Here is a 24,465-nt window from a genome sequence, read left to right on the forward strand (position 1 = left end):
ATGCACCGACGGCAGTTTCTGGGGACCGCGGCGCTGACCGGGCTGGCGGCGACCATGCCTGTGCCGGTGCTTGCTGCCGACACCGCAAGCCTTCCCAACCTCGCCGCCAAGGCAGTCCCGATCGGCAAGGCCGAGCGTCTGGCACGGATCGCCAAGGCGAAGGAGCTGATGCGTGCGAACGATATCGGCGCGCTGCTGATCGAGCCGGGGTCGAGCCTCATCTATTTCACCGGGGTCGAATGGTGGCGCAGCGAACGGCTGACCGCCGCAGTGCTCACGCGCGAGGGCGACGTCGCGATCGTCACGCCCTTTTTCGAGGAGCCATCGGTGCGCGAGAGCCTGGGCATCGAGGCCGAGGTGCTGACGTGGAACGAGGATGAAAATCCGATCGCTGCGGTCGCGGCCTGGCTCGGCAAGCGCGGGCTCGCCAAAGGCCGGATCGGGGTCGAGGAGACGGTGCGCTATTTCGCGGTCGACGGGCTGCAAAAGGCGATGCCGGGGGCGACGGTGGTCAACGGTGCTCCGGTCGTGCGCGGCTGCCGGATGCACAAGTCGCCCGCCGAGATCGCGCTGATGCAGATCGCGGCGGACATCACCATCGCCGCCTATCGCCACACCGCGCCGCAGATCGAGGCGGGGATGACGCCGGGCCAGATCGGCGGACTGATGAAGGCCGCGACGCAGGCGCTTGGCGGGCAGAGCGAGTTCGAGCTGATCCTGCTCGGCGAAGCGAGCGCCTATCCGCACGGATCGGGCAAGCCGCAGGCAGTGAAGGACGGCGAAGTGGTGCTGATGGACTGCGGCGCGACGGTGCACGGCTATCAGTCCGATATCTCGCGAACCTTCGTGTACGGCAAGGCAAGCGCGCGGCAGCGGCAGGTCTGGGACCAGATGCGCAAGGGACAGGATGTCGCCTTCGCCGCGGCGAAGCTCGGCACGCCTGCAGGTCAGGTCGACGATGCGGTGCGTGCTTATTACCAGGGCCTCGGCTGGGGGCCGGGCTACAAGCTTCCGGGCACGTCGCACCGCACCGGACACGGCATCGGCCTCGACGGGCACGAGCCGGTCAATTTCGTGCATGGCGAAACGACGAAACTGGCGCCGGGCATGTGTTTCTCAAACGAACCGGGCATCTATATTCCCGGCGAGTTCGGGACCAGGCTGGAGGACTGCTTCCATATGACCGAGGCGGGTCCGCAGTGGTTCAGCGAGCCGCCGCCGTCGATCGACAAGCCATTCGGATAGCCCGTCGCCCCCGCGAAGGCGGGGGCCGCCAGCGGTTCACGCATTCGATGCTGGGCAAGGCCGACTGCGGCCCCCGCCCTCGCGAGGGCGACGGCTGATCACGCTTTGCCCAGGCCTTTCGGCCGCTGGACCAAACTCACCAGCACGAACGAGATGATCATCAGCAAATACCAGCTGCCGAGCTTTTCGACGCCGACCATGTGCCAGCCGCCCGCCTGGCTCGGATAGGTCCAGGCGCGTGCGAAGGTGCCGATATTTTCGGCGAACCAGATGAACAGAGCGACGAGAGCCCAGCCCACGAGCAACGGCATGCGGCGGTGGACGTGGAGCGGGCGGAACCAAACCTGGCAGCGCCAGAAGAGGAGCGCGGTCGCGGCGAACAGAGGCCAGCGGATATCGGGCAGCCAGTGGTGCGCGAAGAAATTGACATAGATCGCCGCGGCGAGCGCATAGGTCGTCCACGCGGAAGGATAAGCCGAATAGCGGAAATCGAAGATGCGCCAGACGCGCGCGATATAACTGCCGACCGCGGCGTACATGAAGCCCGAGAAGAGCGGCACCGCGCCGATGTGGAGCAGGCTCGCCTCGGGATATTGCCAGGACCCCGCGGCGGTCTTGAACAATTCCATCACCGTGCCGACGATGTGGAAGATCAGGATGACGACCGCTTCCTTCGGCGTTTCGAGCCGAAAGGCCAGCATGGCGAGCTGGATCAATATCGCGCCGATCGTGATCGCGTCATAGCGGTGGAGTGGCGCGCCGTCGGGCCAGAAGAGATGCGTGCCGAGCAGGAGCGCGAGCATCAGGCCGCCGAACAGGCAGGCCCATCCCTGTTTGAAGCCGAAGACGATAAATTCGAGAAACCAGCCGCGCGGTCCGGGTTCGACCGCCATCGCCTCCAGCCGCGCGCGGACGGCATGGAAGCGCGAATGACCGCGCGCCGCTTCAGACATGGACGGAGACGTAGGCGATCAGCATGGCGGCGGGCAGCAACAGCGCCTGCGCGAGGATGGTGCCGGCGAGACGGCTCAGCGAAATGAAAGTGATGGCGCGGCGGAAATCGGCCTCGTCGACTTTGCCCTCGACCGCGTCGTCGGTCATGACCGACAGCTGTGGGTCGATGAAGGCGAACAGCAATATCGTTGCGAAGCCATTGATCAGCGCGGACAATTGCGACGCGGTAACGCGGAATTCGGGCGCGAGATAGCCGGCATAGAGCGACGCGACGACACCGACCGCGATCAGCGACTGCGCCAGACAGTTGGCGATGAGGATACCCCAGCCGATCCCCTTTGGCATCTTCCAGGCCCGAAGATGCGAAAGGCTGGGGATGGTCAGCGACCGGCGGAGCGTTCTGAGGCCGCTCGGGCTGACCGCCTTCATCGCGAGTTTCGTCGTCGAACGATTGTCCTGATACCAGCCGATCGCGCTGGCGAACATGCGCTGGCCGGTGGGCACGAGCAGGATGCCGAGCAAGGTCGCGACGCTGGCCGCAGCGAGGACGAACTGCATGTCGATGAACAGCGAGGCGCCGCTGCCCTCATGAATGCGCGTCTCGATCCGCTTGGCGAGAAAGGGGCCGAGGAAACTGTTCGAGGTGCGCGAAAAGAGCACGAGGATGTTGAACAGCGCGAACGACATCGCGATGCGCAGCGTGCGGACACCGGCGATGCGCGCGGCATAAGCGAGCGCACCGATCAGGTTGATGAAGCCGGTAAGCAGCAGGATGGTGACGAGGGGGAGGTCGATCATCTTCGCGCCCCTACACCCCGCCCACGCTGCGTCAATGCTTTCGCGTCAGCTCGCGCATGGCATCGTCAAGTCCGGCGAGGCTCAGCGGGTACATGCGGTCGTTCATCAGCTGTTTGATCAGCTTCACCGACTGGGTGTAGCCCCAATGCGCCTCGGGCACCGGGTTGAGCCACACCGCGGCGGGGTACACATGCGCCATGCGCTGGATCCACACCGCGCCGGACTCTTCGTTGAAATGCTCGACGCTGCCACCCGGATGGGTGATTTCATAGGCGCTCATCGATGCGTCGCCGACGAAGATCAGTTTGTAGTCATGGCCATATTTGTGGAGGATGTCCCACATCTGGTGGCGTTCGGACCAGCGGCGCTTATTGTCTTTCCAGACGCCCTCATACGGGCAGTTGTGGAAATAGAAGAATTCGAGATTCTTGAACTCGCTGGTCGCCGCGCTGAACAATTCCTCGCACAGCTTGACGAACGGGTCCATCGATCCGCCGACGTCGAGAAACAGCAGTAATTTCACCGCGTTGCGGCGTTCGGGGCGCATCTGGATGTCGAGCCAGCCCTGCCGCGCGGTTCCGTCGATCGTGCCGGGAATGTCGAGCTCGTCGGCGGCGCCTTCGCGCGCGAATTTGCGGAGGCGGCGCAGCGCGATCTTGATGTTGCGGGTGCCAAGCTCCTTGGTGTTGTCGAGATTGGCGAACTCGCGTTTTTCCCAGACCTTCAGCGCGCGCTTGTGCTTGCTCTCGCCGCCGATGCGGACGCCTTCGGGATTATAGCCCGAATTGCCGAACGGGCTGGTGCCGCCGGTGCCGATCCACTTGCTGCCGCCCTGATGGCGTTTTTGCTGTTCCTCGAGCCGCTCTTTCAGCGTCTCCATGATCTTGTCCCAGTCGCCGAGCGACTTGATCGCTTCCATCTCTTCGGCCGTCAGATATTTTTCGGCGACCGCTTTCAACCACTCCTCGGGAATGTCGACGGGGTTCTGGCCGTAATCGGTCAGCAGGCCCTTGAAGACCTTGTTGAATACCTGGTCGAAGCGATCGAGCAGGCCCTCGTCCTTCACATAGATCGCGCGGCTGAGGTAATAGAATTGCTCGGGGCTGCGGTCGATCACTTCGCGGTCGAGCGCCTCGAGGAGCATCAGATGCTCTTTCAGACTGGCGGGAATGCCCGCGGCGCGCAGTTCGTCGAGGAAGCCAAAAAGCATGGGGCCGGATTATCGCGTTGTCTGCGATGGCGCAACTGCTTTACGTAAACGGAAAGGAGGCGCCGGGTAGCGACCGAAAGCCGACACTCCCAATCCTCCCCGGTCCGGGGAGGGGGATCGCCCGAAGGGGGGTGGCGGGGTCGGGACAGCGCAAGATGACGACAGGTTTCGACCCCTCCGTCAGCCCTGCGGGCTGCCACCTCCCCGTTCCGGGGAGGATTTTTTCCTTCGTCACCCCGGACCTGATCCGGGGTCCACGGCTGCCGTGGCGCTCATGGATCCCGGATCAAGCCTGTCCTGAGCCTGTCGACGGATCCGCGATGACGAAGCGAAGGGACGCAACGCCCGCTCCCTCCCCGAAGCCGGCATCGGTCGCCCGCAAGAAAACGCTGTCCTACATTATTCGGCTGTGCCAGCCTTTACCCGGCTCTTTGAACAGGGGAACAGACGCGATCGCTACCGGTTACGGATAGCGGCAAAGGCCAGGCGCAGCCTGTCCGCGGAACGCGGCAAATCGGGGGCTGCACAGGGCTGAACTTTCCTGAACTTTGGAATGAAAGGGCGGCCCATGCGGCGGCCGGGTTGCCGACGCGGTGCTGGATCGCCGCAGGCAGTGCTGGCCGCTAACCACCCGCAAAGCCGCCTTTCGCGAGCTTGGTTAGTGGCCGAACCCATTGACCCCCCGTTAACCATTATCCGGCATGACCCGTCGATGATATTCAGGTGGGTGGCGCAATGAAATTCGATCCGATCAATCCAGCAGCACCGATACTCGACCAGTCGGTAGCGAGCGACTGCGGCGAGCTTGCCGTGGGCTGCAGCGACGCTGCGGGACGCATCAAACGTGCGACCGACCAGATGGACCGCCAGATCGGCGAACTCGGGCGGCTCGAAGAATTTGTCGTCAGCCTGGAAAACGACCAACGCCAGATCGCCGATTCGACCGACGAAGCGAAGCTGCTTTCGGCGCGCGCGTGCGAGCAGCTCGACACCGGGGCCGAGCGCGTCAATGCCGCGGTCAGCGAGTTCCGCTCGGTCATCGATCTCGTCGCGCGGCTCGGCACGCATGTCACCAATTTCGCCGCAGTGATGGAGCAGGTGCAGCAGGTCAGCCAGTCGATCGAGTCGATCGCCAAGACCACCAACATGCTCGCGCTCAACGCCGCGATCGAAGCCGAGCGTGCGGGCGACGCCGGGCGCACCTTTGCCGTGGTTGCCGCCGAAGTGAAAAAGCTGGCGCAGAATACGCGTAGCGCGACCGACGAAATCCGCCGGAGCATCGGCAGCCTTGCGACCGAAGCCAGCGGGCTCGTCACCGAAATCCAGTCGGGGGTCGAACAGTCGAGCCGGGCCGAGGCGCAGTTCGAGACGATCACCGACGCGCTGCACGACGCGACGCACCTTGTCGCGCTGCTCGACGACCAGAGCGACCGCATCGCGCAATCGAGCGCAATGGTGCACGCCAATGGCGCCAAAGTACGCGACGCGCTCGACCGTGTCGTCACCTCGGTGCGCGACAATGGTGCGACGCTCGACGGCACCCGCGATTCGATCCTGTCGATGGAGCATGTGTCGAACCGCATGTTCAACGCCGTCATTTCTGCAGGCGTCTCCCCGCAGGATTCGACGATCGTCGAGCTGGCGGCGCAGGTGCGCGACGAATTCGTCAGCCTTGCCGAGCGCGCGGTCGCGAACGGCGAACTGTCGATGGAGCAGCTGTTCGATACCAATTATGTCCGCGTGCCGTACTCGAACCCCGAGCGCTTCCGCACCGGTCTGTGCGACTGGGCCGATGCCCATTGGCGCCCGCTGTTCGACCGCATCGTGTCCAGCCATCCCGAGATCAAGATGTCGTCGGCGGGCGACATGAACGGCTTTTTGCCGACGCATATCACCGACTGTTCGCGCGCGCCGACCGGCGACCTCGAGCATGACACCGCGCACTGCCGCAACGGCCGCCTGCTCTATGACGAAACCGACGCCGCAGCGAAGCGCAGCACCGCGCCTTTCTTCATGACGGTCTACCGGCAGGAAGGTGACGGAATCAATTATCTGACGGTGCGCAACGTCTACATGCCGGCGGTGATCAACGGTCGCCGATGGGGTGACGTCGAGGTCGCCTATCAGCTCTGATTTTGCGGGGGCGGGGCCGGCGGTTGCGCCGGATGCTGCTCCATCGCCGGGTCGATCCTGACCCAGCCGGGCGCTTCCTGCACCCAGATCGCCGCCGTCGGCTGAAGTTCGTGCGCCTGGTCGAGGCTGCCGAGCCGCACCGCGCGCATCTGCGGCCGCGCCGAAGATGCGCCGAACAATTGCGTTCCGCAGCTCGCGCAGAAATACCAGCTCAGCTCGTTGCCGCTGTCGGCGGCATGCGCATTGGACGCCAAGGTGCCGTCGACTGCGATCGCGTCGGCCATGAAGAACGCGTTGTGCGTCGGCCCGCCGGTCGACAGCTTCTGGCAATGGCGGCACCAGCACTGGCGCACCGCCATCGGGTCGCCGTCGATGCGGTATGTAACCGCGCCGCACGCGCAGCCTCCGGTGTAGCTCTTGCTTTCGGACATCTCTGACCTCCCTCTCTCCGGCGGCGAGGATATCAGGCGCACGCGTGGTCGCAATCGGCGGGCGGCGCCGAATGCCCAATATATGAGCGGATGTGGGGGCTCAGCTGCCCTGGCGGCGCGCCATGAAGGCGAGCTTTTCGAACAGCATCACATCCTGCTCATTCTTGAGCAGCGCGCCGTGGAGCGGCGGTATCGCTTTGCCCACGTCGCGGTTCTGCAGAACCTCCAGCGGCATATCCTCGTTGAGCAACAGCTTCAGCCAGTCGATCAGCTCGCTCGTCGAGGGCTTTTTCTTGAGCCCCGGAACGTCGCGCACTTCGTAGAAGATATCCATCGCGCGGCTGACAAGCGTCTTCTGGATGCCCGGGAAATGGACATCGACGATGTTCGCCATCGTCTCGCGGTCGGGGAATTTGATATAGTGGAAGAAACAGCGGCGCAGGAAGGCGTCGGGCAGTTCCTTTTCATTGTTCGAGGTGATGACGACGATCGGGCGTTCCTTGGCGGTCACCGTCTCGTCGGTCTCGTACACGTGAAAGGCCATGCGATCGAGTTCCTGAAGCAGATCGTTCGGGAATTCGATATCGGCCTTGTCGATCTCGTCGATCAGCAGGACGGGCAGCTTGGGCGAGGTGAATGCCTCCCACAATTTGCCCTTGCGGATATAATTGCGAATGTCGTGAACACGCTCTTCGCCGAGCTGGCCATCGCGGAGGCGCGCGACCGCGTCATATTCATAGAGGCCCTGCTGCGCTTTCGTGGTCGATTTGATGTTCCAGGTGATCAGCGGCGCGTCGAACGCCTTTGCGATCTCCTCGGCCAGCACGGTCTTGCCGGTGCCGGGTTCGCCCTTCACGAGCAGCGGGCGGCGCAGCATCGTTGCCGCGTTGACCGCGACCTTCAAGTCGTCGGTGGCGATATAGGCGCTGGTACCCTCGAAACGCATCGGCTCTTTCCCTTAACGTGAACGTCAAGCGAAATGGCACAGCGGCGCGGGGGGTGCAAGCGAATCTCCCCCTTTTGCCTGTCGGAGGGAATTGCTCAGGAGAGCGAACGGCTTGCGGCGCGCGCCGCCATCAAATCCCACAGGCCGCTGTGCTGTGCGATAAGCTGCTGCGCGCCAAACGCCATCGCGCGTTCGGCGGCGGGGCTGTCGGCGACCTCGGCGGCAAGGCGCGCGGTGTCGCGAAGATCGGGCAATGTGCAGCGCGGCGTCGTCATTTCGAGCCGCTGCGCGCTGATATCGAGAAGGACGCGGATCGTGCGCCAGTCGAGCGTCAGCGCGATTGCGGCGCCGACGGCACAGCCATGGCGATCCGACTCGGCCAGCATGTCGAGCGCCTTGCGCTGCGCGGCGACGGCGGCCTCGCACTGCGCCTGGCCCTGCGTGCTCGGTACCGGGCCGACCGCTGCGGCAATCTTGGACAGGAAGGCGCGCTCCTGCGCAAAGGCCTGCGCGGCTTCATCCATCCAGCGGCGCGATGCGGGATCGACCGCCTTGCGTGCGGCGCTGTCGATGATGCCCGGATAGCGGCCGTGGAGCAGGCAGAGGAAATGGACGGCGTCGGCGAGGTTGCGCATCGCCTGCGAATCGCTCGACAGCGCTCCCGATTTGACGTGCGGATGGGCCCCCGTGCCTTCGCTCGCGACGAGAGAATCGAGCAGTTCGGCGACGCCGCGGCTTTGCGGCTGGGGCTGGGTCGACTGGCTCAACGCAAGATCCTTGCCTGTGGCGGGACGCCGATGCGCCTCGCCCGTGGATTTCGAGGGCTCAGCCTTAACGCAACGTCGTAAACGTCGCGTTTATAGGGGCGGCGTTGAATTGGCGCGGTACCTGTGCCGGAGAGAGACAGGAGCCCGGACGCGGAAAGACCGGCAAGCACGGGGAGCTTGCCGGTCTTTTGTTGCATGGCGCCGGGGAGACGCCATTTTGAGGGAGGCGGGCGGGGCGAAGGGACGCCGGGCCCACGTTCCCGTCAAGCTGCGAGCGCGAAATCCTCGGCCGGCTGTTCGGCCCTGGCGGCGGGCTCGACCGAGGTCAGCGCGGCCTGGCCGGCAGCGGCAGCCTTGTTCGGGAAGAGCAGGCGCGAGGCGAGGACGATGAAACCGAGCGCGAAATAAGCCGCGAAAGTCTGGACCGGGAAGAAGAAGAGCGGCGCGATGAACGCCAGGCGCAGCCACAGCGGGTTGAAGCCAAAATCCTGGCCCACGGCCTCGCAGATACCGAAGAAGGTGTCGCGGCGGCGGAAGAGGTTGGTGGTTTCGTTTTCCATCTTATCGTCTTTCCCTTTGGCTGCGGCGGGGAGTGCCGCGCTCGTACCCATTGCTAAGCAACAGGCGTGCCAATTTGTGCATTCTCTCGTTTTTCGGGGATTTTCTGGGTCGACCGGATCGGCCGCCTTCCCTCGATTATACTCAGTTTCCCACCGGGTGGGATAAATTACCATTAAGTGGCGGCGGATGAACGCCTCCTGAAAGCCATTCGTCGCCGCCCTGGCGAGGCGCTATCTGGTGGGGAATGATGAAGATTTGAAGTAAGTCGCGAAAATAATTGTGCGCCGCACCATTTTCTTTGCGCGGGCCCAACGAAACACCCCGCCCGCACGGATGCGGACGGGGTGAATGGTCCAGTGGTTGGACGTTCGTTTGGCCGGGTGGCGGCGGCTTACTGGTCGAGGAAGCTGCGCATCTTGCGGCTGCGCGACGGGTGCTTCAGCTTGCGCAGCGCCTTCGCCTCGATCTGACGAATGCGTTCGCGCGTCACGCTGAACTGCTGGCCCACCTCTTCGAGCGTGTGGTCGGTGTTCATTCCGATCCCGAAGCGCATGCGCAGAACGCGTTCCTCGCGCGGGGTGAGCGACGCCAGGACGCGAGTAACCGTCTCCTTGAGGTTCGACTGCACCGCGGCGTCGACCGGGATGACCGCATTCTTGTCCTCGATGAAATCGCCGAGGTGGCTGTCTTCCTCGTCACCGATCGGCGTTTCGAGGGAGATCGGCTCCTTGGCGATCTTCATCACCTTGCGGACCTTTTCGAGCGGCATCGACAGACGCTCGGCCATTTCCTCCGGAGTCGGCTCGCGGCCGCTTTCGTGGAGGAACTGGCGGCTGCAGCGGACCAGCTTGTTGATCGTCTCGATCATATGGACCGGGATGCGGATCGTACGTGCCTGATCGGCGATCGAGCGGGTGATCGCCTGGCGGATCCACCAGGTCGCGTAAGTGCTGAACTTGTAGCCGCGGCGATACTCGAACTTATCGACCGCCTTCATCAGGCCGATATTACCTTCCTGGATGAGATCGAGGAACTGCAGCCCGCGGTTCGTATATTTCTTGGCGATCGAGATCACGAGACGCAGGTTTGCCTCGACCATTTCCTTCTTGGCGATACGCGCTTCGCGCTCGCCTTTCTGGACCATGTTCACGACGCGGCGGAATTCGGTCAGGCTCATGCCGGCGGCCTGCGCGATTTCCGAAATCTCGATGCGGATGCGATCGACGGCGCCGGCTTCATTCTCGGCGAAGGCGGCCCATTTCTTGTCGAGTCCGCCGACTTCCTCGAGCCAGTTTTCTTCGAGCTCGCGCCCGACATAATTGTCGAGGAACGCCTTGCGCGGCACTTTGTGACGCTCGGCGAGGCGCAGCATCTGGCCGCCGAGCGCGGTGAGGCGCCGGTTATAGCTGTAGAGCTGGTCGACAAGATATTCGATCTTGGTGCCGTGGAACTGCACGCTCTCGACCTGCGCGGTGAGTTCCTCGCGCAGCTTGTGATATTTCTTCTCCGACGCGGAGGGGAATTCGCCATTGCCCGACAGGGCTTCGAGGCGCGCTTCCTGCAGCTTCGAGAAGGCCTTGAAGCTCTTGGTGATGTCGGCGAATTTCTCGAGCGCGTCGGGCTTGAGCAATTCTTCCATCGCCGCAAGACTCAGCGTATTGTCTTCTTCGTCTTCCTCGAAGGTTTCGCGCTTGCCCGAGGTGCCTTCGCCGTCTTCGTCTTCGCTGTCGGCTTCGGGCTCTTCCTCGACCTCGTCCTCGTCCTTGAACGAGACGCCGGCGGTCTTCTCGCTGATCTCGCCGTCGTCGGTCGAGCCTTCCTCTTCGAGGTTTTCGGGCGCGGGGTCCTTCGAAAGCATCGCTTCGAGATCGACGATCTCGCGCAGCTGCATGTCGCCATTGTTCAGCGCGTTCGACCATTCGATGATCGCGTTGAAGGTCAGCGGGCTTTCGCAAAGCCCGAGGATCATGGTGTCGCGGCCAGCCTCGATGCGCTTCGCAATCGCGATTTCGCCTTCGCGGCTGAGCAGTTCGACCGCGCCCATTTCGCGCAGGTACATGCGAACGGGATCGTCAGTGCGATCGACCGTTTCCTTCTTCTTTTCCACCGCGGGGTTCGACAGCGATCCGGTGCCGGCGCTGACATCGACCTCATCATCGGGTTCGGCGTCGGCCTCTTCCTGCACATCCTCGTCGCTCTCGACGATGTTGATACCCATGTCGGAGATCGCCGACATGATATCCTCGATCTGCTCCGACGACATCTCGTCCTGCGGCAGCGCCGCATTGAGTTCGTCGTAGGTCAGGTATCCGCGCTTCTTGCCGCGCGCGATCAGCTTTTTGACGTCGGCCTCGTTGAGGTCGATCAGCGGGCCGTCGGTGTCGGCTTCGGTCTCGGCTGCGGTGTTCTTGGTGGCCATCAAATCTTCCTGCCTAGGGGCATCAAAATGGTCGTCACTGGCTGCTGTCGGACAGCGCGGCCAGGCGGCGGGTCAGTTCCTCATCCATCGCGCGCAGCTTTTGCTGACGCGCCAGGCCTTCGTCGTCCATCGTGCGCTGAAAATCCGCGGTGGCTTCTGCAAGCCGCGCGCGAATCTCGGGCTGGGTGACCAGCACGCCGATATATTCGTCCAGGTCGCGAAGCGCAGTTTCCCGTGCCGCATCAACCTCTTCGCCTTCCAGCCTTCGATTGAATGAGAAGTGCATTCCGTCGGCTCTGAGCAATGTCATCGCCCTATTATACACTTTCATTGGCTCCAATATGGCAAGCAACCCCTCGCAATCAAGCCCTTCTTGGGCATTTGCGATGTCAAGCATTGCACCGAGCAGGTCGGCGTCGCCGGAATCGGGGATTGCAAGGCGAAAAAGCGCATCTTCATTGCGCCGGATCGCCGCGGGATACCGCAGGAGCCCGCCGAGCAGGGCTGCGGCGAGCGACCCCGCAATACCCGTCTGGCTGAGTGCGCGCGTTTCGTCGTCGGGGGGCTGCAATCGCGGGTCGGGCTGGAAGCGGCGGCCGCCGCGCTGCGACTGCGGTGCCCACGGGACGCGCTGGCTGCGTTCGGGCTGCTTGCGCGCGAAGAGCAGGTCGAGGCGTTCGCGAAAGGCCTCGCGATAATGGTGGCGGACGTCGGGGTCCTGGATTGCGTCGGCGTGAGCGAGGAGGCGGGTCTTGAGCGCTGCGCGCTCTTCCGGCGTGGCGAGCGGACCTGCGGCGACTTCATGCGCCCAGAGGCGTTCGACGAGCGGCTGCGCTTCGTCGAGCAGGGCGCCAAAGCCGTCGGCACCGCGCGCGCGGACGATGTCGTCGGGGTCCTGCCCTGCGGGAAGCGTCGCAAAGGCCAGGCTGAAACCGGGGCGGAGCAGCGGGAGCGCGCGCAGCGCGGCGCGCATCGCCGCCTTCTGCCCCGCGCTGTCGCCGTCGAAGCAGAGCACTGGCACAGCGACCATCCGCCAGATCATGCCGAGCTGATTCTCGGTCAGCGCGGTGCCGAGCGGCGCGACGGCGTCGGCGATGCCCGCCTCGGCGAGCGCGATGACGTCCATATAACCCTCGACCACAATGATCCGGTTCGTCTGGCGCGATGCGGGCGAAGCCTTGTCGAGATTGTAGAGCGTGCGGCCCTTGTCGAACAATGGCGTGTCGGGCGAGTTCAGATATTTGGGCTCACCGTCGCCCAGGATGCGCCCGCCGAATGCGATGACGCGTCCGCGCGCATCGCGGATCGGGATCATCAGGCGGCCGCGAAAGCGGTCGTAGGGGTCCTTGTCTTCGACGGCGATGAGCATGCCCGATTCAACGAGCATCGCGGTGGGGAATTTCTTGAGCGCCTCTTTCAGCGCGCTGCGGCTGTCGGGCGCGAGTCCGAAGCCGAAGGCGCGGCGCGTGGCGTCCGAAATGCCGCGCTTGGTCAGATAGTCGCGTGCGGGCGCGCCATTGCTGCTGTCGAGTTGCTGCGTGAACCAGTCGGCCGCGCCCTGGACGACGTCGCGCAGGCTCGCTTGTTCCTCGGCCTTTTTCGCGGCGCGCGGGTCGGCGGCGGGAACCTCCATTCCCGCTTCGGCGGCGAGTTCCTTGACCGCGTCCATGAACGACAGTCCGCGCTGGTCGGTCATCCAGCGGATCGCATCGCCGTGGGCGCTGCACCCGAAGCAGTGGTAGAATCCCTTTTCGTCGTTGATCGTGAAGCTGGGGGTCTTTTCGTTATGGAAGGGGCAGCAAGCCTTATACTCGCGGCCGGCACGCGTGACCTTCACCGTCCGTCCGATGAGCGTCGACAGCGTGATCCGCGCGCGCAGTTCGTCCAGCCATTGCGGGGTGAGGGTCATATTCTAGATATGCCTCTGCCAGCATCCGCCCGCAAGCAGGCGGGGAGGGCCTTTTTCAGGAGAGCGCCGCCTTAACCCACCCGCTTGCCTTGCTCATATCGAGCTGGCTGCCGAGCCGGTCTTTCACCGCGGCCATCACCTTGCCCATATCCTTCAGGCTTTCGGCGCCGACTTCGGTCACGATCGCCTTGATCGCCGCCATTGCGTCGTCGTCGGAGAGCTGGGCGGGCAGGAAATCTTCGATCACGGCGACTTCGCCGGCCTCGATATCGGCGAGTTCCTGGCGGCCGCCCTGTTCGAACATCGTGATCGACTCGCGGCGCTGCTTCACCATCTTTTGCAGCACGTCGGTGACCAGCACATCGTCGTCGGCCGGCGCGGTACCGGTGCGCAGTTCGATGTCCTTGTCCTTGATCTTGGCCAGCATCAGCCGGATGGTGCCAAGCCGCGCCTTGTCGCCGCTCTTCATCGCGACGACCTGCGCAGCCTTGATGTCGTCACGAATCATGCGTGTCCCCATGCGCTGCAAATTTCGGAAAGGCCCTCTCTAGCGGCAAGTTTCCAAATCCGATAGCTTGTGAATCACTTTTTTGCTGCCTACTTGGTCGGCCGTTTAGCCCCCCGTCCGGAGCATGTTGAATGGCACCAGCCAACCCCCCAGTCGCGCCTAAATCCGCGTCGAAAAGCCAGCCTGCTGGCGCGAACGGCGTCCTCGTCCTTGCCGACGGCACGATCCTGTGGGGCGTGGGTTATGGCGCGAGCGGCGCGGGAGTGGGCGAGATTTGTTTCAACACCGCGATGACCGGCTATCAGGAAATCCTGACCGACCCGAGCTATGCCGGGCAGATCATCACCTTCACCTTTCCGCACATCGGCAATGTCGGCGCGAACCCCGAGGATATGGAGCGCGAAAAGCGCGCCGCGATCGGCTGCGTGACACGCGAGCTGCCGACGCTGCCCAGCAATTTTCGCAGCGTCCAGACCTTGCCCGAATGGATGGCCGCGCAAGGCCTGATCGGGCTGGCCGGCATCGACACCCGCGCGCTGACCCGCCGCATCCGCGACGGCGGCGCGCCGACGGGCGTCGTCGCGCACAGCGCCGACGGCAAGTTCGACCTCGACCGGCTGTTGATGCTGGCGCAGGGCTGGCCGGGGCTGGAGGGCATGGACCTTGCCAAGACCGTGACGCGCGAACGCCAGGGCAGCTGGGATGCGGGCGTCTGGCACCTCGGCTCTGGCTATGAGGCATCGGACCACAAGCGCGCGGGCGATCCTGCGCCGCATGTCGTCGCGGTCGATTATGGCGCGAAGGACAATATCTTCCGCAACCTGGTCAAGGCGGGCGCGCGCGTCACCGTCGTACCCGCGAAGACCAGTCTCGAAGAGATCGTGGCGCTGCGCCCCGCGGGCGTGTTCCTGTCGAACGGCCCCGGCGATCCGGCGGCGACGGGAGAATATGCCGTGCCGGTGATCAAGGGGCTTCTCGAACGCAACGTCCCGATCTTCGGCATCTGCCTCGGCCACCAGTTGCTCGGCATCGCGGCGGGCGCGAAAACGGTGAAGATGCATCAGGGCCACCGCGGTGCGAACCACCCGGTGCAGCGCGTCGGCGGCGATTTCGCGGACGGCGTGGTCGAAATCACCAGCATGAATCACGGCTTCGCGGTCGACGCATCGACACTGCCGGGCGGCGTGGTCGAGACGCACAAGAGCCTGTTCGACGGATCGAACTGCGGCATCGCGATCACGGGCAAAAATGCGTTTTCGGTCCAGTACCACCCCGAGGCGAGCCCGGGACCGCAGGACAGCTTCTATCTGTTCGAGAAGTTCGTGGGTGGGTTGGAGAGAGCATAAGCAATGGCAACTGTCCGGAAGTTTACCGTTGTGCCGCTCGACGATGCGCGCTCGTATGAGGATGTTGAAGCCATCGTCCGCCTTGTCGATTGCGGTCGAGAACGTCTGATTCAGATTGATACATACGGTCGACCGACGCGCGAAAAGCCGGGCAAACTCTCACAAACCATCCGTCTGGATAAGGCCGCTTTTGAAAAGCTGGTCGAAATTGGAAGTAAGCACTTTTAATGCCCAAAAGAACCGACATCCAATCCATCCTCGTCATCGGCGCCGGCCCGATCGTTATCGGTCAGGCGTGCGAGTTCGACTATTCTGGGACGCAGGCGATCAAGGCGTTGAAGGAGGAGGGCTATCGCATCGTCCTCGTCAACTCCAACCCCGCCACGATCATGACCGATCCCGACCTCGCCGACGCCACTTATGTCGAGCCGATCACGCCCGAGATCGTTGCAAAGATCATCGCGAAGGAGCGCCCCGACGCGGTGCTTCCGACGATGGGCGGGCAGACCGCGCTCAACACCGCGCTGGCGTTGTTCAACGACGGGACGCTGGAGAAATATGGCGTCGAGATGATCGGCGCCGATGCCGAGGCGATCGACAAGGCCGAGGACCGGATCAAGTTCCGCGACGCGATGGACAAGATCGGGCTGGAAAGTGCTCGATCGGGCATTGCACACACCCTCGACGACGCCTTCGCGGTGCTCGAACGCACCGGTCTGCCGTCGATCATCCGTCCCAGCTTTACCATGGGCGGCACCGGCGGCGGCATCGCGTATAACCGCGAGGAGTTCGAGCATATCGTTCGCGGCGGCCTGATCGCCTCGCCGACGACCGAAGTCCTGATCGAGGAATCGCTCCTCGGCTGGAAAGAATATGAGATGGAGGTGGTGCGTGACCGGAAGGACAATTGCATCATCATCTGTTCGATCGAGAATGTCGATCCGATGGGCGTCCACACCGGCGACAGCATCACCGTCGCGCCAGCGCTGACGCTGACCGACAAGGAATATCAGATCATGCGCAACGCGAGCATCGCGGTGCTGCGTGAAATCGGCGTCGAAACAGGCGGTTCGAACGTGCAGTTCGCGGTCAATCCGAAGGACGGCCGTCTGATCGTGATCGAGATGAACCCGCGCGTGTCGCGCTCGTCGGCGCTCGCGTCGAAGGCGACGGGTTTCCCGATCGCCAAGGTCGCGGCGAAGCTGGCGGTCGGATATACGCTCGACGAGATCATGAATGACATCACCGGGGTCACCCCGGCCTCGTTTGAGCCGACGATCGACTATGTCGTCACCAAGATTCCGCGCTTCGCCTTCGAGAAGTTCAAGGGTGCCGAAGCGGTTCTGTCGACCGCGATGAAGTCGGTCGGCGAAGTGATGGCGATCGGGCGAACGATCCACGAATCGCTGCAAAAGGCGCTGCGCGGGCTGGAGACGGGGCTGAGCGGCTTCAACTTCGTCGACCGGCTGGTCGGAGCGAGCCACGATCAACTGCGCAGCGAACTGGCACGGGCGACCCCCGACCGTCTGCTCAACGCCGCGCAAGCGATGCGCGAGGGGCTGCCCCTGTCGGAAATCAACCGCATCGCCGGGTACGATATGTGGTTCCTCGAACGCATTGCCGAGATTGTTGCCGCCGAACAGGAAGTCTGCACCAACGGCCTGCCGCGCGATGCCGAAGGCTTGCGGCGACTGAAGGCGATGGGTTTTTCGGACAAGCGCCTTGCCTATCTCGCGCTCCAGTCGGCGAACCTTCAGCCGGGGACGCGCCGCGCCAATGCGCGCGGCAGCGGGCTGATCCACGATGCGGTGAAGGCGATGACCGGCGGCGTCACCGAGGCCGAAGTGCGCGCGCTGCGCCACCGGCTGGGCGTGCGCCCGGTGTTCAAGATGATCGACACCTGCGCCGCCGAATTCCAGGCGCAAACGCCCTATCTTTATTCGACCTATGAAGCGCCGACCTTCGGGGCTCCCGAGTGCGAGGCCGCGCCGACCGATCGCAAGAAGATCGTCATCCTGGGCGGCGGGCCGAACCGGATCGGGCAGGGGATCGAGTTCGACTATTGCTGCTGCCACGCGTGCTTCGCACTCGAGGAGGCGGGGTATGAGACGATCATGATCAACTGCAACCCCGAGACGGTGAGCACCGATTACGACACGTCGGACCGCCTGTATTTCGAGCCGCTGACCGCCGAGGATGTGTTGGAGATCCTGCACGTCGAACAGCAGAATGGCACGCTGGTCGGCGTGATCGTCCAGTTCGGCGGCCAGACGCCGCTGAAGCTGGCGCAGGCGCTGTCCGACGCGGGCATTCCGATCCTGGGTACGTCGCCCGACGCGATCGACCTTGCCGAAGACCGCGAGCGCTTTGCGGCATTGGTCAACAAACTCGGCCTGAAGCAGCCCGACAATGGCATCGCGCGTAGCCGCGAGGAAGCCGTCGCGGTCGCGGCGCGCATCGGTTACCCGGTGCTGACGCGCCCCAGCTATGTGCTCGGCGGACGCGCGATGGAGATCGTCGACGATCAGGCGCAGCTTGAAAATTATATCGAGACCGCGGTGCAGGTGTCGGGCGACTCGCCGGTGCTGATCGACCGTTATCTGCGCGACGCGATCGAAGTCGATGTCGATGCCTTGTGCGACGGGAGCGATGTCGTCGTCGCAGGCGTGCTTCAGCACATCGAGGAAGCCGGCGTCCATTCGGGCGACAGCGCCTGTTCGATCCCGCCGTACAGCCTGCCCGCCGCCGTTATCGCCGAGATCGAGCGCCAGACCGATCTGCTGGCGCGCGCGCTGAATGTCCGCGGCCTGATGAACATCCAGTTCGCGGTCCAGGAAGGCGTCGTCTATCTGATCGAGGTCAATCCCCGCGCCAGCCGCACGGTACCCTTCGTCGCGAAAGCGGTGGGTTCGCCCATCGCCAAGATCGCCGCGCGGGTGATGGCGGGCGAGAAGCTGGCCGATCTTCCGAAGATCAACCGCGACATCGATCATGTCGCGGTGAAGGAAGCGGTGTTCCCCTTTGCGCGCTTTCCCGGCACCGATCCGGTGCTGTCGCCCGAGATGAAGTCCACCGGCGAAGTCATGGGAATCGATCGCAATTTCAACCTGGCGTTCGCAAAAGCGCAGCTCGGTGCGGGCGACCGCCTGCCGACCGACGGGCGTTTGTTCGTATCGGTGAAGAACAGCGACAAGCCGCGCATCATCGACTCGGTGAAGCAGCTTCGCGCCTGGGGGTGGAAGATCGTCGCGACCGGCGGAACCGCCGATTACCTGGCCGAACAGGGCATCGAGGTCGAGCGCGTCAACAAGGTCGCCGAAGGGCGCCCGCATATCGTCGACCGGATCAAGGACGGCGATGTCCAGCTGATCTTCAACACGACCGAAGGGTGGCAGAGCCTGCAGGATTCGCAATCGATCCGTGCCTCTGCGCTCGCCGCGGACATCGCCTATTATACGACCGCGGCCGGAAGCGACGCGGCAACGCACGCGATCGGGGCACTGCGCGCGCACAGTCTTGAAGTGAAGCCGCTTCAAGACTATTATTGAGGGACCGCTCCACCTCCCCGACATTACGGAAAAGCGGCTGAGCCGCCCCGGCGAAGTTTCGCTGGTGGTGGATTATTGACGAAGGACAACAGGATAATGGCAAGCGTTGAAAAGGTACCGATGCTGCAGGAAGGCTATGAGAAGCTGAGCACACAGCTCTCCGCTCTCAAGGCCGAACGACCCTTGATCGTCGATGCGATCGAGGAAGCCCGTGCGCATGGCGACCTTTCGGAAAATGCCGAATATCACGCCGCGAAGGAGCGTCAGGGCCAGGTCGAAGCGTCGATCGGCGATCTGGAAGACCGCCTGTCGCGCGCGCAGATCATCGACCCGACCACCCTCTCGGGCGACCGCATCGTCTTTGGCGCGACCGTCACGCTCGCCGACGAGGACGACAAGCCGGTGCGTTACCAGATCGTCGGCCAGGCCGAGGCAGACGCCAAGGATGGCCGCATCAGCTATAATTCGCCGCTCGGTCGCGCGCTGATCGGTCGCCGCATCGACGACGAGATCGAAGTCACCGTGCCTGCGGGCGACAAATATTATGTGGTGACCAAGATCGAATTCCTCTGAATGAGCCACGCAAACGGGATCGGGCAATGAAGCCGCAGGACGCGCCGGTCATCACGGGCTTTGCGCTGGCCTGTGTGGTGATTTTCGTCCTGCTCACGATTACGGGGTTTCAGGCGAATGCGATGATCGGCGCGGGTTTCATCCCCGCGCGGTTCGGGATCGATGTCGTCGCGCCGCCGGGCACGATGGTGCCGTTTTTTCTGACCCCGCTGACGTCCGCCTTTCTGCATGGCGGCTGGCTGCACCTGATTTTCAACATGGTCATGCTGCTATATATCGGTCGCCAGCTCGAGGCGCCGCTTGGCGGCAGGGCGATGGCGATCCTCCTGGTCGCGGGCGCCTATGCCGGCGCAATTGCGCAATGGGCGGCCGGTCCGCAGTCGACCGTCCCGATGATCGGCGCCAGCGGCGCGATTTCGGCGCTGCTCGCCGTGTTCGCGCTGATCTTCAGCCGCACCAAGACGTCGGCGATCGGACCGATTCCCGCGCATTGGGTGCGCGCTCTCTGGCTCGCCGCGGCGTGGATCGGGCTTCAGTTGCTGCTCGGCTTTGCGGGCGGCGGCGGATTCGGTGCGGTTGCGATTTGGGCCCATGTCGGCGGTTTCCTCGCCGGGCTGGTTCTGGCGCGGCCCTTGCTGCGCTGGCGTTTCGGCGCGCGTTAGCGTCGCTTATTCGGCTTTAGCATCGCCCAGGGCTAGCAACCCGCCCGCGAGCAGCATCGCGACGCGCACATCGACGCCGCAGCCATCGGCGCGTTTTGCAGCGATAAAGTCCTCGATCGCGGTCAGCGGCACGCGGTGGACGATGATCTCTTCGCTATCGACGCCGCCGCCGGTGCCGACCTTCGTCAGCCCGGTCGCGACGAGCAGCGTGAAGCTTTCGCTGACCATTCCGGGCGAGCTGTAGAATTCGCCGACCGTTCGCCAGTTTGCGGCGCGATAGCCGGTTTCTTCCTCGAGTTCGCGCTGCGCCGCCACCTCGGAGGCTTCGCCCGCCTCATGGTCGCCAACAAGACCCGCCGGCAGTTCGAGGCACCGGACCTTCAACGGCACGCGATATTGCTCGACCAGAATGACGTGGCGCCCGTCGGCCGCGTCGTCGATGGCCAGTATCACGGCCGCATGCATGCCGCGCGAGCGCGAGACATATTCCCAGCTTCCCTGCTGTTTGACGGTGATGAAGCTGCCCTCCCAACGCGTTTCGATGGGGGCGTCGGGGGAGGGGCGGGGCATCGGGTTTCCTGTCGTGATGGCGAGCGAAGCGAAGCGAAGCAGTCCACAGCGGCGCCCGCTCGCTCGGGATTGCCACGCGCGGTTGCTGCTCGCAACGACGAAGGCGTCTAAAGCTCGATCAGCCGGTCGGGCAGTTCGTTCGGATTTTCGCTGCCACGCGGGAAATGCTCGGCAAGCACGACGCCCATCTGGCGCACCGCCTCGGCCATCCCTTCGCCGGGCTTGCCCTTGCGGACCAGTTCGATCAGCGACGCCATGGCGTCGCCCCAGACTTCGGGCGCCACTTTCGCGGCAATCGCTTCGTCGGCGACGATATCGGCGCGATGCTCGCGTAGGCTGACATAAAGGAGCACCCCGGTCCGGCCGAGGGTCTTCGCCTCGGTTCCGACCTTGAACAACTCGATCGCGCGGGCGCGGACGCGGCCTGCCAGGATAGCGCGCGGCGTCAGCCACAGGCGCAGCGGCCGCCACAGCAGGATCAGCCACACGCCGATCCATTTGAGCACGCCGATCGCGATCACCGTGCCAAGCCATTGATTGGCCGTCAGCTCGTGGCCCCATCCGCCAGTTATGCTGTCGTACAGTCCGCGATAAAATTCGGGAAAGAGCGCGATGACCGACATGGCGAGGAAAGCGATGACACTCGCCCAGACGAGCGCGACATCGTCATAATCGTTCGACTGCGCCGCAATGACGGTGACGATCTCGCCGCTTGTCCGCTCCTCGGCCGCGGCGACGGCCGCGGTGACGACATCATGGTCGGCGTCGCTGACGTGGCTGACTTTCATGCTCCGCACTCCCTACCAGCCGCCCGAGGCGCCGCCGCCGCCGAAGCTGCCGCCGCCGCCCGAAAAGCCTCCGCCACCGCCCCAGCTCGATCCGCCGCCGCCGCCCCATGACGATCCGCCGCCGCTCCCGCCGCCCCAGTCGTCGTCGCCCCAGATGATGATCGGCGCGCCGCCCCACGGGCGGTTGCGCCGATGCTTCTTGCCGCGGCGTCCAAAGGCCGAAAGCATCGGCAGGATGAAGAAGAAAAAGACGATGAAACCGATGAAGATCAACCCGCCGATATCGCCATCGTCGGCGCGGTCGCGTTCCGCCTTGTCGGCGGCCGCGGCGCGCGCGGCGGCCTCTTCGGGCGGCAGCTGGATTTGCTGCGCGATCGAGTTGACGCCGTCCTGGATGCCGCCGGGCATGTCGCCCGCCTTGAACTTCGGGGTAACGACGTCGCGGATAATTCGGCCCGACAGCGCGTCGGTGAGCACAGGTTCCAGGCCGAGGCCGACCGAGATGTTCATCCGTCGCTCGTTCGGGGCGACCAGAAAGACGACGCCGTCGTCCTTTGCCTCGTCCCCGATCCCCCACGCGCGGCCAAGCTTGTATCCATAGTCGGCGATGTCATTGCCTTCGAGGCTGTTCACCGTCGCGACGACGAACTGGTGACCGCTCGTCTTTTCAATTTGTTCGAGCTGGATGTTGAGATTGGCTTCCTCGGCCGGCGGAATGATGTCCGCCTGGTCGACGACGCGGCCGGTCAGCTTGGGAAAAGTCTGCGCGGTCGCGGGAACCGCCAGCAGCGACAGGCCGAGCGCCCAGCCGAGCAAAAGCAACCTCATCTTGGATCTCCCGTCTGCGCGGCGATGGCGTCGATGCCGGTCGACAGGCCACCTGCATAATCGCCTTTCTGGAAACTCGGAGTCATTCGCTTGATCACGGTTTTGGCTTCCACATCGGTTAGCGCCTTTTCCAAACCCTCGCCGACGGCGACGCCTGCCTGGCGGTCGTTCGGCGCAACAAGAACGAGGATGCCATCGTCGCGCCTGCTATCACCGATGCCCCATCGCCTTCCGAGGCAGGTCGCAAATTCCATCGGCGCTGCACCATTCAACGCGCTCGTCGTGACAACCGCCATTTGATGTGTCGTGCGCTGTTCATAAGCCCCGAGGCGTTCCGATAATCGCCGTTCGTCGTCTGCGCTCAGAATATTCGCCTTGTCCGTCACACGCCCTTGAAGAGTCATTTGGGAGACGCCGACGCAAATCGCGGATTCCGGTTCCGCAGCCGCCTTGCACCCGCCCGCGACCAGCAGGATCGCGAGCGGAACGGCAAGAGCGGCGCGGCGCATTTTATTGACCGAAATCGACCTTTGGCGCCTGGTTGGCGTTCGGCGACACCGCGCGATACGGCGTCATGGGCTTGGCACCATGGACGATCTTGGCGCCGATGATGTCGAGGAAGGTGCGGATCGTCGTGTTATAGTCCTGCACCGCAGAATTATAATCCTGAACCGAGACGTTGATGCGGTTTTCGGTGCCCTCGAGCTGAGTCATCAGATCGGCAAAGCGCGCCTGGCTCTTGAGGTCGGGATATTGTTCGACGGTGACGAGCAGGCGGCCGAGCGCGCTCGACACATTGCCCTGCGCCTGCTGGAACGCCTGAACCTTTGCGGGGTCTTCCAGATCGTCGGTGCTGAGTTTGACCTGAGTCGCCGAGGCGCGCGCCTGGATGACGCCTTCGAGCGTCGACTGTTCGATCTTCGCGGCGCCTTTCGCCGTTTCGACAAGGTTTGGAATCAGGTCGGCGCGCCGTTGGTAAGCGGCCTCGACATTGGCCCATTTGGCCTTTGCAGCCTCTTCCTTGGTGGGAACGCTGTTGATGCCGCAGGCGGACAGCGACATCGCGGCAACGGGCACAATCAGCCAGCGGGCGGAACGCAAGGTCATGGTCAAAGACTCCCTCCGCGCGACACTGTGCCGCGCCAACTGCCTTAATATAGTAAGACGCTCTCTTCGCCGCAATGCCCGCCCCGCAGTGATTGACGCAGATAGTCGCGTCATGCAGTCTGGAACCCTCGACAGCGCGTTCAGAAGGGGTTGCGGCATGTTCAAGGATTTCAAGGCGTTCCTGAATCAGGGTAATGTGATGGGCCTTGCGGTCGGCGTCATTATCGGCGGCGCATTCGGCAAAATCGTATCGTCGCTGACCGACGATGTATTGATGCCCTTCATCGGTTGGCTCACCGGCGGCGGGGTCGATTTTACGAACAAATATCTCATCCTCGCCGGCGGAGAGAAGGTGACCGAAGGGATGCCGCTCGCGGCTGCAAAGGCGGCGGGCGCCAATGTGCTGGCGCTCGGCAGCTTCGTGACCGCGATCATCAATTTCGTGCTGCTCGCCTTTGTCGTCTTCCTGCTCGTGCGTCAGGCGAGCAAGATCATCGCCATGCCCGACGCGGGCCCGACGCAGGTCGACCTGCTCACCGAAATCCGCGACGAGTTGCGCAAAAAATAGGCGCTTCAATCCATAACGGGACGAATGGCCCGCCCGCGCTCTTTCCAAGCGCGGGCGGGCTTCCTATATAGGGGGTGCCGGTTTCGGCCGGCTATGGTGATAAATGGTGTCGTGGAATAGACACAGCGGACCCGGGGGCAGTACCCGGCGGCTCCACCACAAACCCGCGCACCCCATGGGGCAAGCGGGTTTCTGACGGGGCCGAACCAGGATCGACGTGTGTTCAAAGACGATATTTTTGCCCGGGCTGAGTAACCCGTTCAAGGCTCAAAACCAATAGGTGCTAACGATAACGAAGCACTCGCTCTTGCTGCCTAACCGATAAGCCTCACGGCCTAAGGTTAGACAAATAGAACGCGGTTCGGACCGAACCGGGCAACAGAATCGGATACCAGCGGCTGGGGACGAGCCGGGCAACAGAATCGTCCCACCTTCCTGCATCGACGGCGCGTAGATATGAGCGGAGGGGCCTGCGCCTCTGTCCGTCGTCGGGCATCTCGATGGAATTTCAGGTCCCAGGACGGCCTGCTCGGCAGGGCAGTCTTGGGTGTCAGGCCGAACGGCGCCAGTTCGTCGTCCTTTGATCGCGCGACC

At 63.7% G+C, this 24,465-nt stretch carries 23 protein-coding genes and 1 other RNA gene; 9 read left to right on the forward strand and 15 right to left on the reverse strand.

Features of this window, described 5'->3' with window-relative positions; translation table 11 throughout:
• Nucleotides 1–1,245 (forward strand): M24 family metallopeptidase, encoded by a 1,245-nt coding sequence (locus tag ACO055_RS18715; protein ID WP_422060350.1) that lies wholly within the window; start codon nucleotides 1–3, stop codon nucleotides 1,243–1,245.
• A 98-nt stretch (nucleotides 1,246–1,343) separates the two neighbouring features.
• On the opposite strand, the gene ACO055_RS18720 is transcribed toward ACO055_RS18715, so the two are convergent.
• Genes ACO055_RS18720 through ACO055_RS18730 form a run of 3 tightly spaced genes read right to left on the reverse strand, consistent with a single transcriptional unit; the run spans nucleotide 1,344 to nucleotide 4,207 of the window.
• Nucleotides 1,344–2,198, reverse strand: a complete 855-nt coding sequence (locus tag ACO055_RS18720; protein WP_422060351.1) for a DUF817 domain-containing protein — start codon at nucleotides 2,196–2,198, stop codon at nucleotides 1,344–1,346.
• Nucleotides 2,191–2,997: a lipid II flippase Amj family protein gene (locus tag ACO055_RS18725; protein ID WP_422060352.1), complete on the reverse strand. Its 807-nt coding sequence runs from the start codon at nucleotides 2,995–2,997 to the stop codon at nucleotides 2,191–2,193. Before ACO055_RS18725 ends, ACO055_RS18720 begins: the two co-directional genes overlap by 8 nt.
• 31 nt (nucleotides 2,998–3,028) lie before the next feature.
• The gene (locus ACO055_RS18730) at nucleotides 3,029–4,207 is read right to left on the reverse strand and encodes a vWA domain-containing protein (RefSeq protein WP_422060353.1); all 1,179 of its coding nucleotides are present in this window, start codon (nucleotides 4,205–4,207) and stop codon (nucleotides 3,029–3,031) included.
• A gap of 735 nt (nucleotides 4,208–4,942) precedes the next feature.
• Here ACO055_RS18730 and ACO055_RS18735 point away from each other — a divergent pair.
• Nucleotides 4,943–6,340 (forward strand): methyl-accepting chemotaxis protein, encoded by a 1,398-nt coding sequence (locus ACO055_RS18735; protein ID WP_422060354.1) that lies wholly within the window; start codon nucleotides 4,943–4,945, stop codon nucleotides 6,338–6,340.
• Here ACO055_RS18735 and ACO055_RS18740 read toward each other — a convergent pair.
• The 7 genes from ACO055_RS18740 to ACO055_RS18770 all read right to left on the reverse strand — a co-directional run bounded on the left by ACO055_RS18740 (nucleotide 6,331) and on the right by ACO055_RS18770 (nucleotide 13,881).
• On the reverse strand, nucleotides 6,331–6,771 hold the full coding sequence (locus tag ACO055_RS18740; RefSeq protein WP_422060355.1) for a GFA family protein: 441 nt from the start codon (nucleotides 6,769–6,771) through the stop codon (nucleotides 6,331–6,333). The genes ACO055_RS18735 and ACO055_RS18740 overlap by 10 nt on opposite strands.
• Before the next feature lie 100 nt (nucleotides 6,772–6,871).
• Nucleotides 6,872–7,717 carry an AAA family ATPase gene (locus tag ACO055_RS18745; protein ID WP_422060356.1) on the reverse strand — a complete coding sequence of 282 codons (846 nt, stop codon included), beginning with the start codon at nucleotides 7,715–7,717 and terminating at the stop codon, nucleotides 6,872–6,874.
• 95 nt (nucleotides 7,718–7,812) lie between these two features.
• Entirely contained in the window at nucleotides 7,813–8,484 is a 672-nt protein-coding gene (locus ACO055_RS18750) for a DUF6975 family protein (protein WP_422060357.1), read from the reverse strand.
• Nucleotides 8,485–8,747: 263 nt separating this feature from the next.
• On the reverse strand, nucleotides 8,748–9,044 hold the full coding sequence (locus ACO055_RS18755; RefSeq protein ID WP_422060358.1) for a PspC domain-containing protein: 297 nt from the start codon (nucleotides 9,042–9,044) through the stop codon (nucleotides 8,748–8,750).
• A gap of 392 nt (nucleotides 9,045–9,436) precedes the next feature.
• Nucleotides 9,437–11,464, reverse strand: a complete 2,028-nt coding sequence (gene rpoD, locus ACO055_RS18760; protein WP_422060359.1) for an RNA polymerase sigma factor RpoD — start codon at nucleotides 11,462–11,464, stop codon at nucleotides 9,437–9,439.
• 34 nt (nucleotides 11,465–11,498) lie between these two features.
• Nucleotides 11,499–13,373 carry a DNA primase gene (gene dnaG, locus ACO055_RS18765; RefSeq protein ID WP_422060360.1) on the reverse strand — a complete coding sequence of 625 codons (1,875 nt, stop codon included), beginning with the start codon at nucleotides 13,371–13,373 and terminating at the stop codon, nucleotides 11,499–11,501.
• Nucleotides 13,374–13,428: 55 nt separating this feature from the next.
• Complete coding sequence (locus tag ACO055_RS18770) at nucleotides 13,429–13,881, reverse strand: GatB/YqeY domain-containing protein (RefSeq protein WP_422060361.1); 453 nt, start codon at nucleotides 13,879–13,881, stop codon at nucleotides 13,429–13,431.
• 131 nt (nucleotides 13,882–14,012) lie between these two features.
• Between ACO055_RS18770 and carA the strand changes: the two genes are divergently transcribed.
• From carA to ACO055_RS18795, 5 genes are all read left to right on the forward strand, one after another.
• Nucleotides 14,013–15,227, forward strand: a complete 1,215-nt coding sequence (carA, locus tag ACO055_RS18775) for a glutamine-hydrolyzing carbamoyl-phosphate synthase small subunit (protein ID WP_422060362.1) — start codon at nucleotides 14,013–14,015, stop codon at nucleotides 15,225–15,227.
• Nucleotides 15,228–15,230: 3 nt separating this feature from the next.
• Nucleotides 15,231–15,455 carry a hypothetical protein gene (locus ACO055_RS18780; protein ID WP_422060363.1) on the forward strand — a complete coding sequence of 75 codons (225 nt, stop codon included), beginning with the start codon at nucleotides 15,231–15,233 and terminating at the stop codon, nucleotides 15,453–15,455.
• A complete protein-coding gene (gene carB, locus ACO055_RS18785; protein WP_422060364.1) occupies nucleotides 15,455–18,775 on the forward strand; it encodes a carbamoyl-phosphate synthase large subunit in 3,321 nt (1,106 codons plus the stop codon). The genes ACO055_RS18780 and carB overlap by 1 nt, the downstream gene beginning before the upstream one ends.
• Nucleotides 18,776–18,871: 96 nt before the next feature.
• A complete protein-coding gene (gene greA / locus ACO055_RS18790) occupies nucleotides 18,872–19,348 on the forward strand; it encodes a transcription elongation factor GreA (RefSeq protein WP_422060365.1) in 477 nt (158 codons plus the stop codon).
• A gap of 26 nt (nucleotides 19,349–19,374) precedes the next feature.
• Nucleotides 19,375–20,010 carry a rhomboid family intramembrane serine protease gene (locus ACO055_RS18795; RefSeq protein ID WP_422060366.1) on the forward strand — a complete coding sequence of 212 codons (636 nt, stop codon included), beginning with the start codon at nucleotides 19,375–19,377 and terminating at the stop codon, nucleotides 20,008–20,010.
• A 6-nt stretch (nucleotides 20,011–20,016) separates the two neighbouring features.
• Here the strand turns inward: ACO055_RS18795 and ACO055_RS18800 are convergent, their stop codons facing one another.
• From ACO055_RS18800 to ACO055_RS18820, 5 genes are all read right to left on the reverse strand, one after another.
• Complete coding sequence (locus ACO055_RS18800; RefSeq protein ID WP_422060367.1) at nucleotides 20,017–20,580, reverse strand: NUDIX hydrolase; 564 nt, start codon at nucleotides 20,578–20,580, stop codon at nucleotides 20,017–20,019.
• Nucleotides 20,581–20,687: 107 nt separating this feature from the next.
• The gene (locus ACO055_RS18805; RefSeq protein WP_422060368.1) at nucleotides 20,688–21,368 is read right to left on the reverse strand and encodes a TPM domain-containing protein; all 681 of its coding nucleotides are present in this window, start codon (nucleotides 21,366–21,368) and stop codon (nucleotides 20,688–20,690) included.
• 12 nt (nucleotides 21,369–21,380) lie between these two features.
• Nucleotides 21,381–22,196 carry a TPM domain-containing protein gene (locus ACO055_RS18810; RefSeq protein ID WP_422060369.1) on the reverse strand — a complete coding sequence of 272 codons (816 nt, stop codon included), beginning with the start codon at nucleotides 22,194–22,196 and terminating at the stop codon, nucleotides 21,381–21,383.
• Nucleotides 22,193–22,705 carry a TPM domain-containing protein gene (locus tag ACO055_RS18815; RefSeq protein ID WP_422060370.1) on the reverse strand — a complete coding sequence of 171 codons (513 nt, stop codon included), beginning with the start codon at nucleotides 22,703–22,705 and terminating at the stop codon, nucleotides 22,193–22,195. The genes ACO055_RS18810 and ACO055_RS18815 overlap by 4 nt, the downstream gene beginning before the upstream one ends.
• Nucleotide 22,706: 1 nt before the next feature.
• Nucleotides 22,707–23,309: a LemA family protein gene (locus ACO055_RS18820; RefSeq protein ID WP_422060371.1), complete on the reverse strand. Its 603-nt coding sequence runs from the start codon at nucleotides 23,307–23,309 to the stop codon at nucleotides 22,707–22,709.
• A 106-nt stretch (nucleotides 23,310–23,415) separates the two neighbouring features.
• Here ACO055_RS18820 and mscL point away from each other — a divergent pair, with 106 nt between their 5' ends.
• Nucleotides 23,416–23,871 (forward strand): large conductance mechanosensitive channel protein MscL, encoded by a 456-nt coding sequence (gene mscL / locus ACO055_RS18825; RefSeq protein ID WP_422060372.1) that lies wholly within the window; start codon nucleotides 23,416–23,418, stop codon nucleotides 23,869–23,871.
• Nucleotides 23,872–23,908: 37 nt separating this feature from the next.
• Nucleotides 23,909–24,264: a transfer-messenger RNA gene (gene ssrA, locus ACO055_RS18830) on the forward strand.
• Nucleotides 24,265–24,465: the final 201 nt, after the last annotated feature.

Source organism: Sphingopyxis sp. (assembly GCF_965227415.1).
Taxonomy (GTDB): Bacteria; Pseudomonadota; Alphaproteobacteria; order Sphingomonadales; family Sphingomonadaceae; genus Sphingopyxis.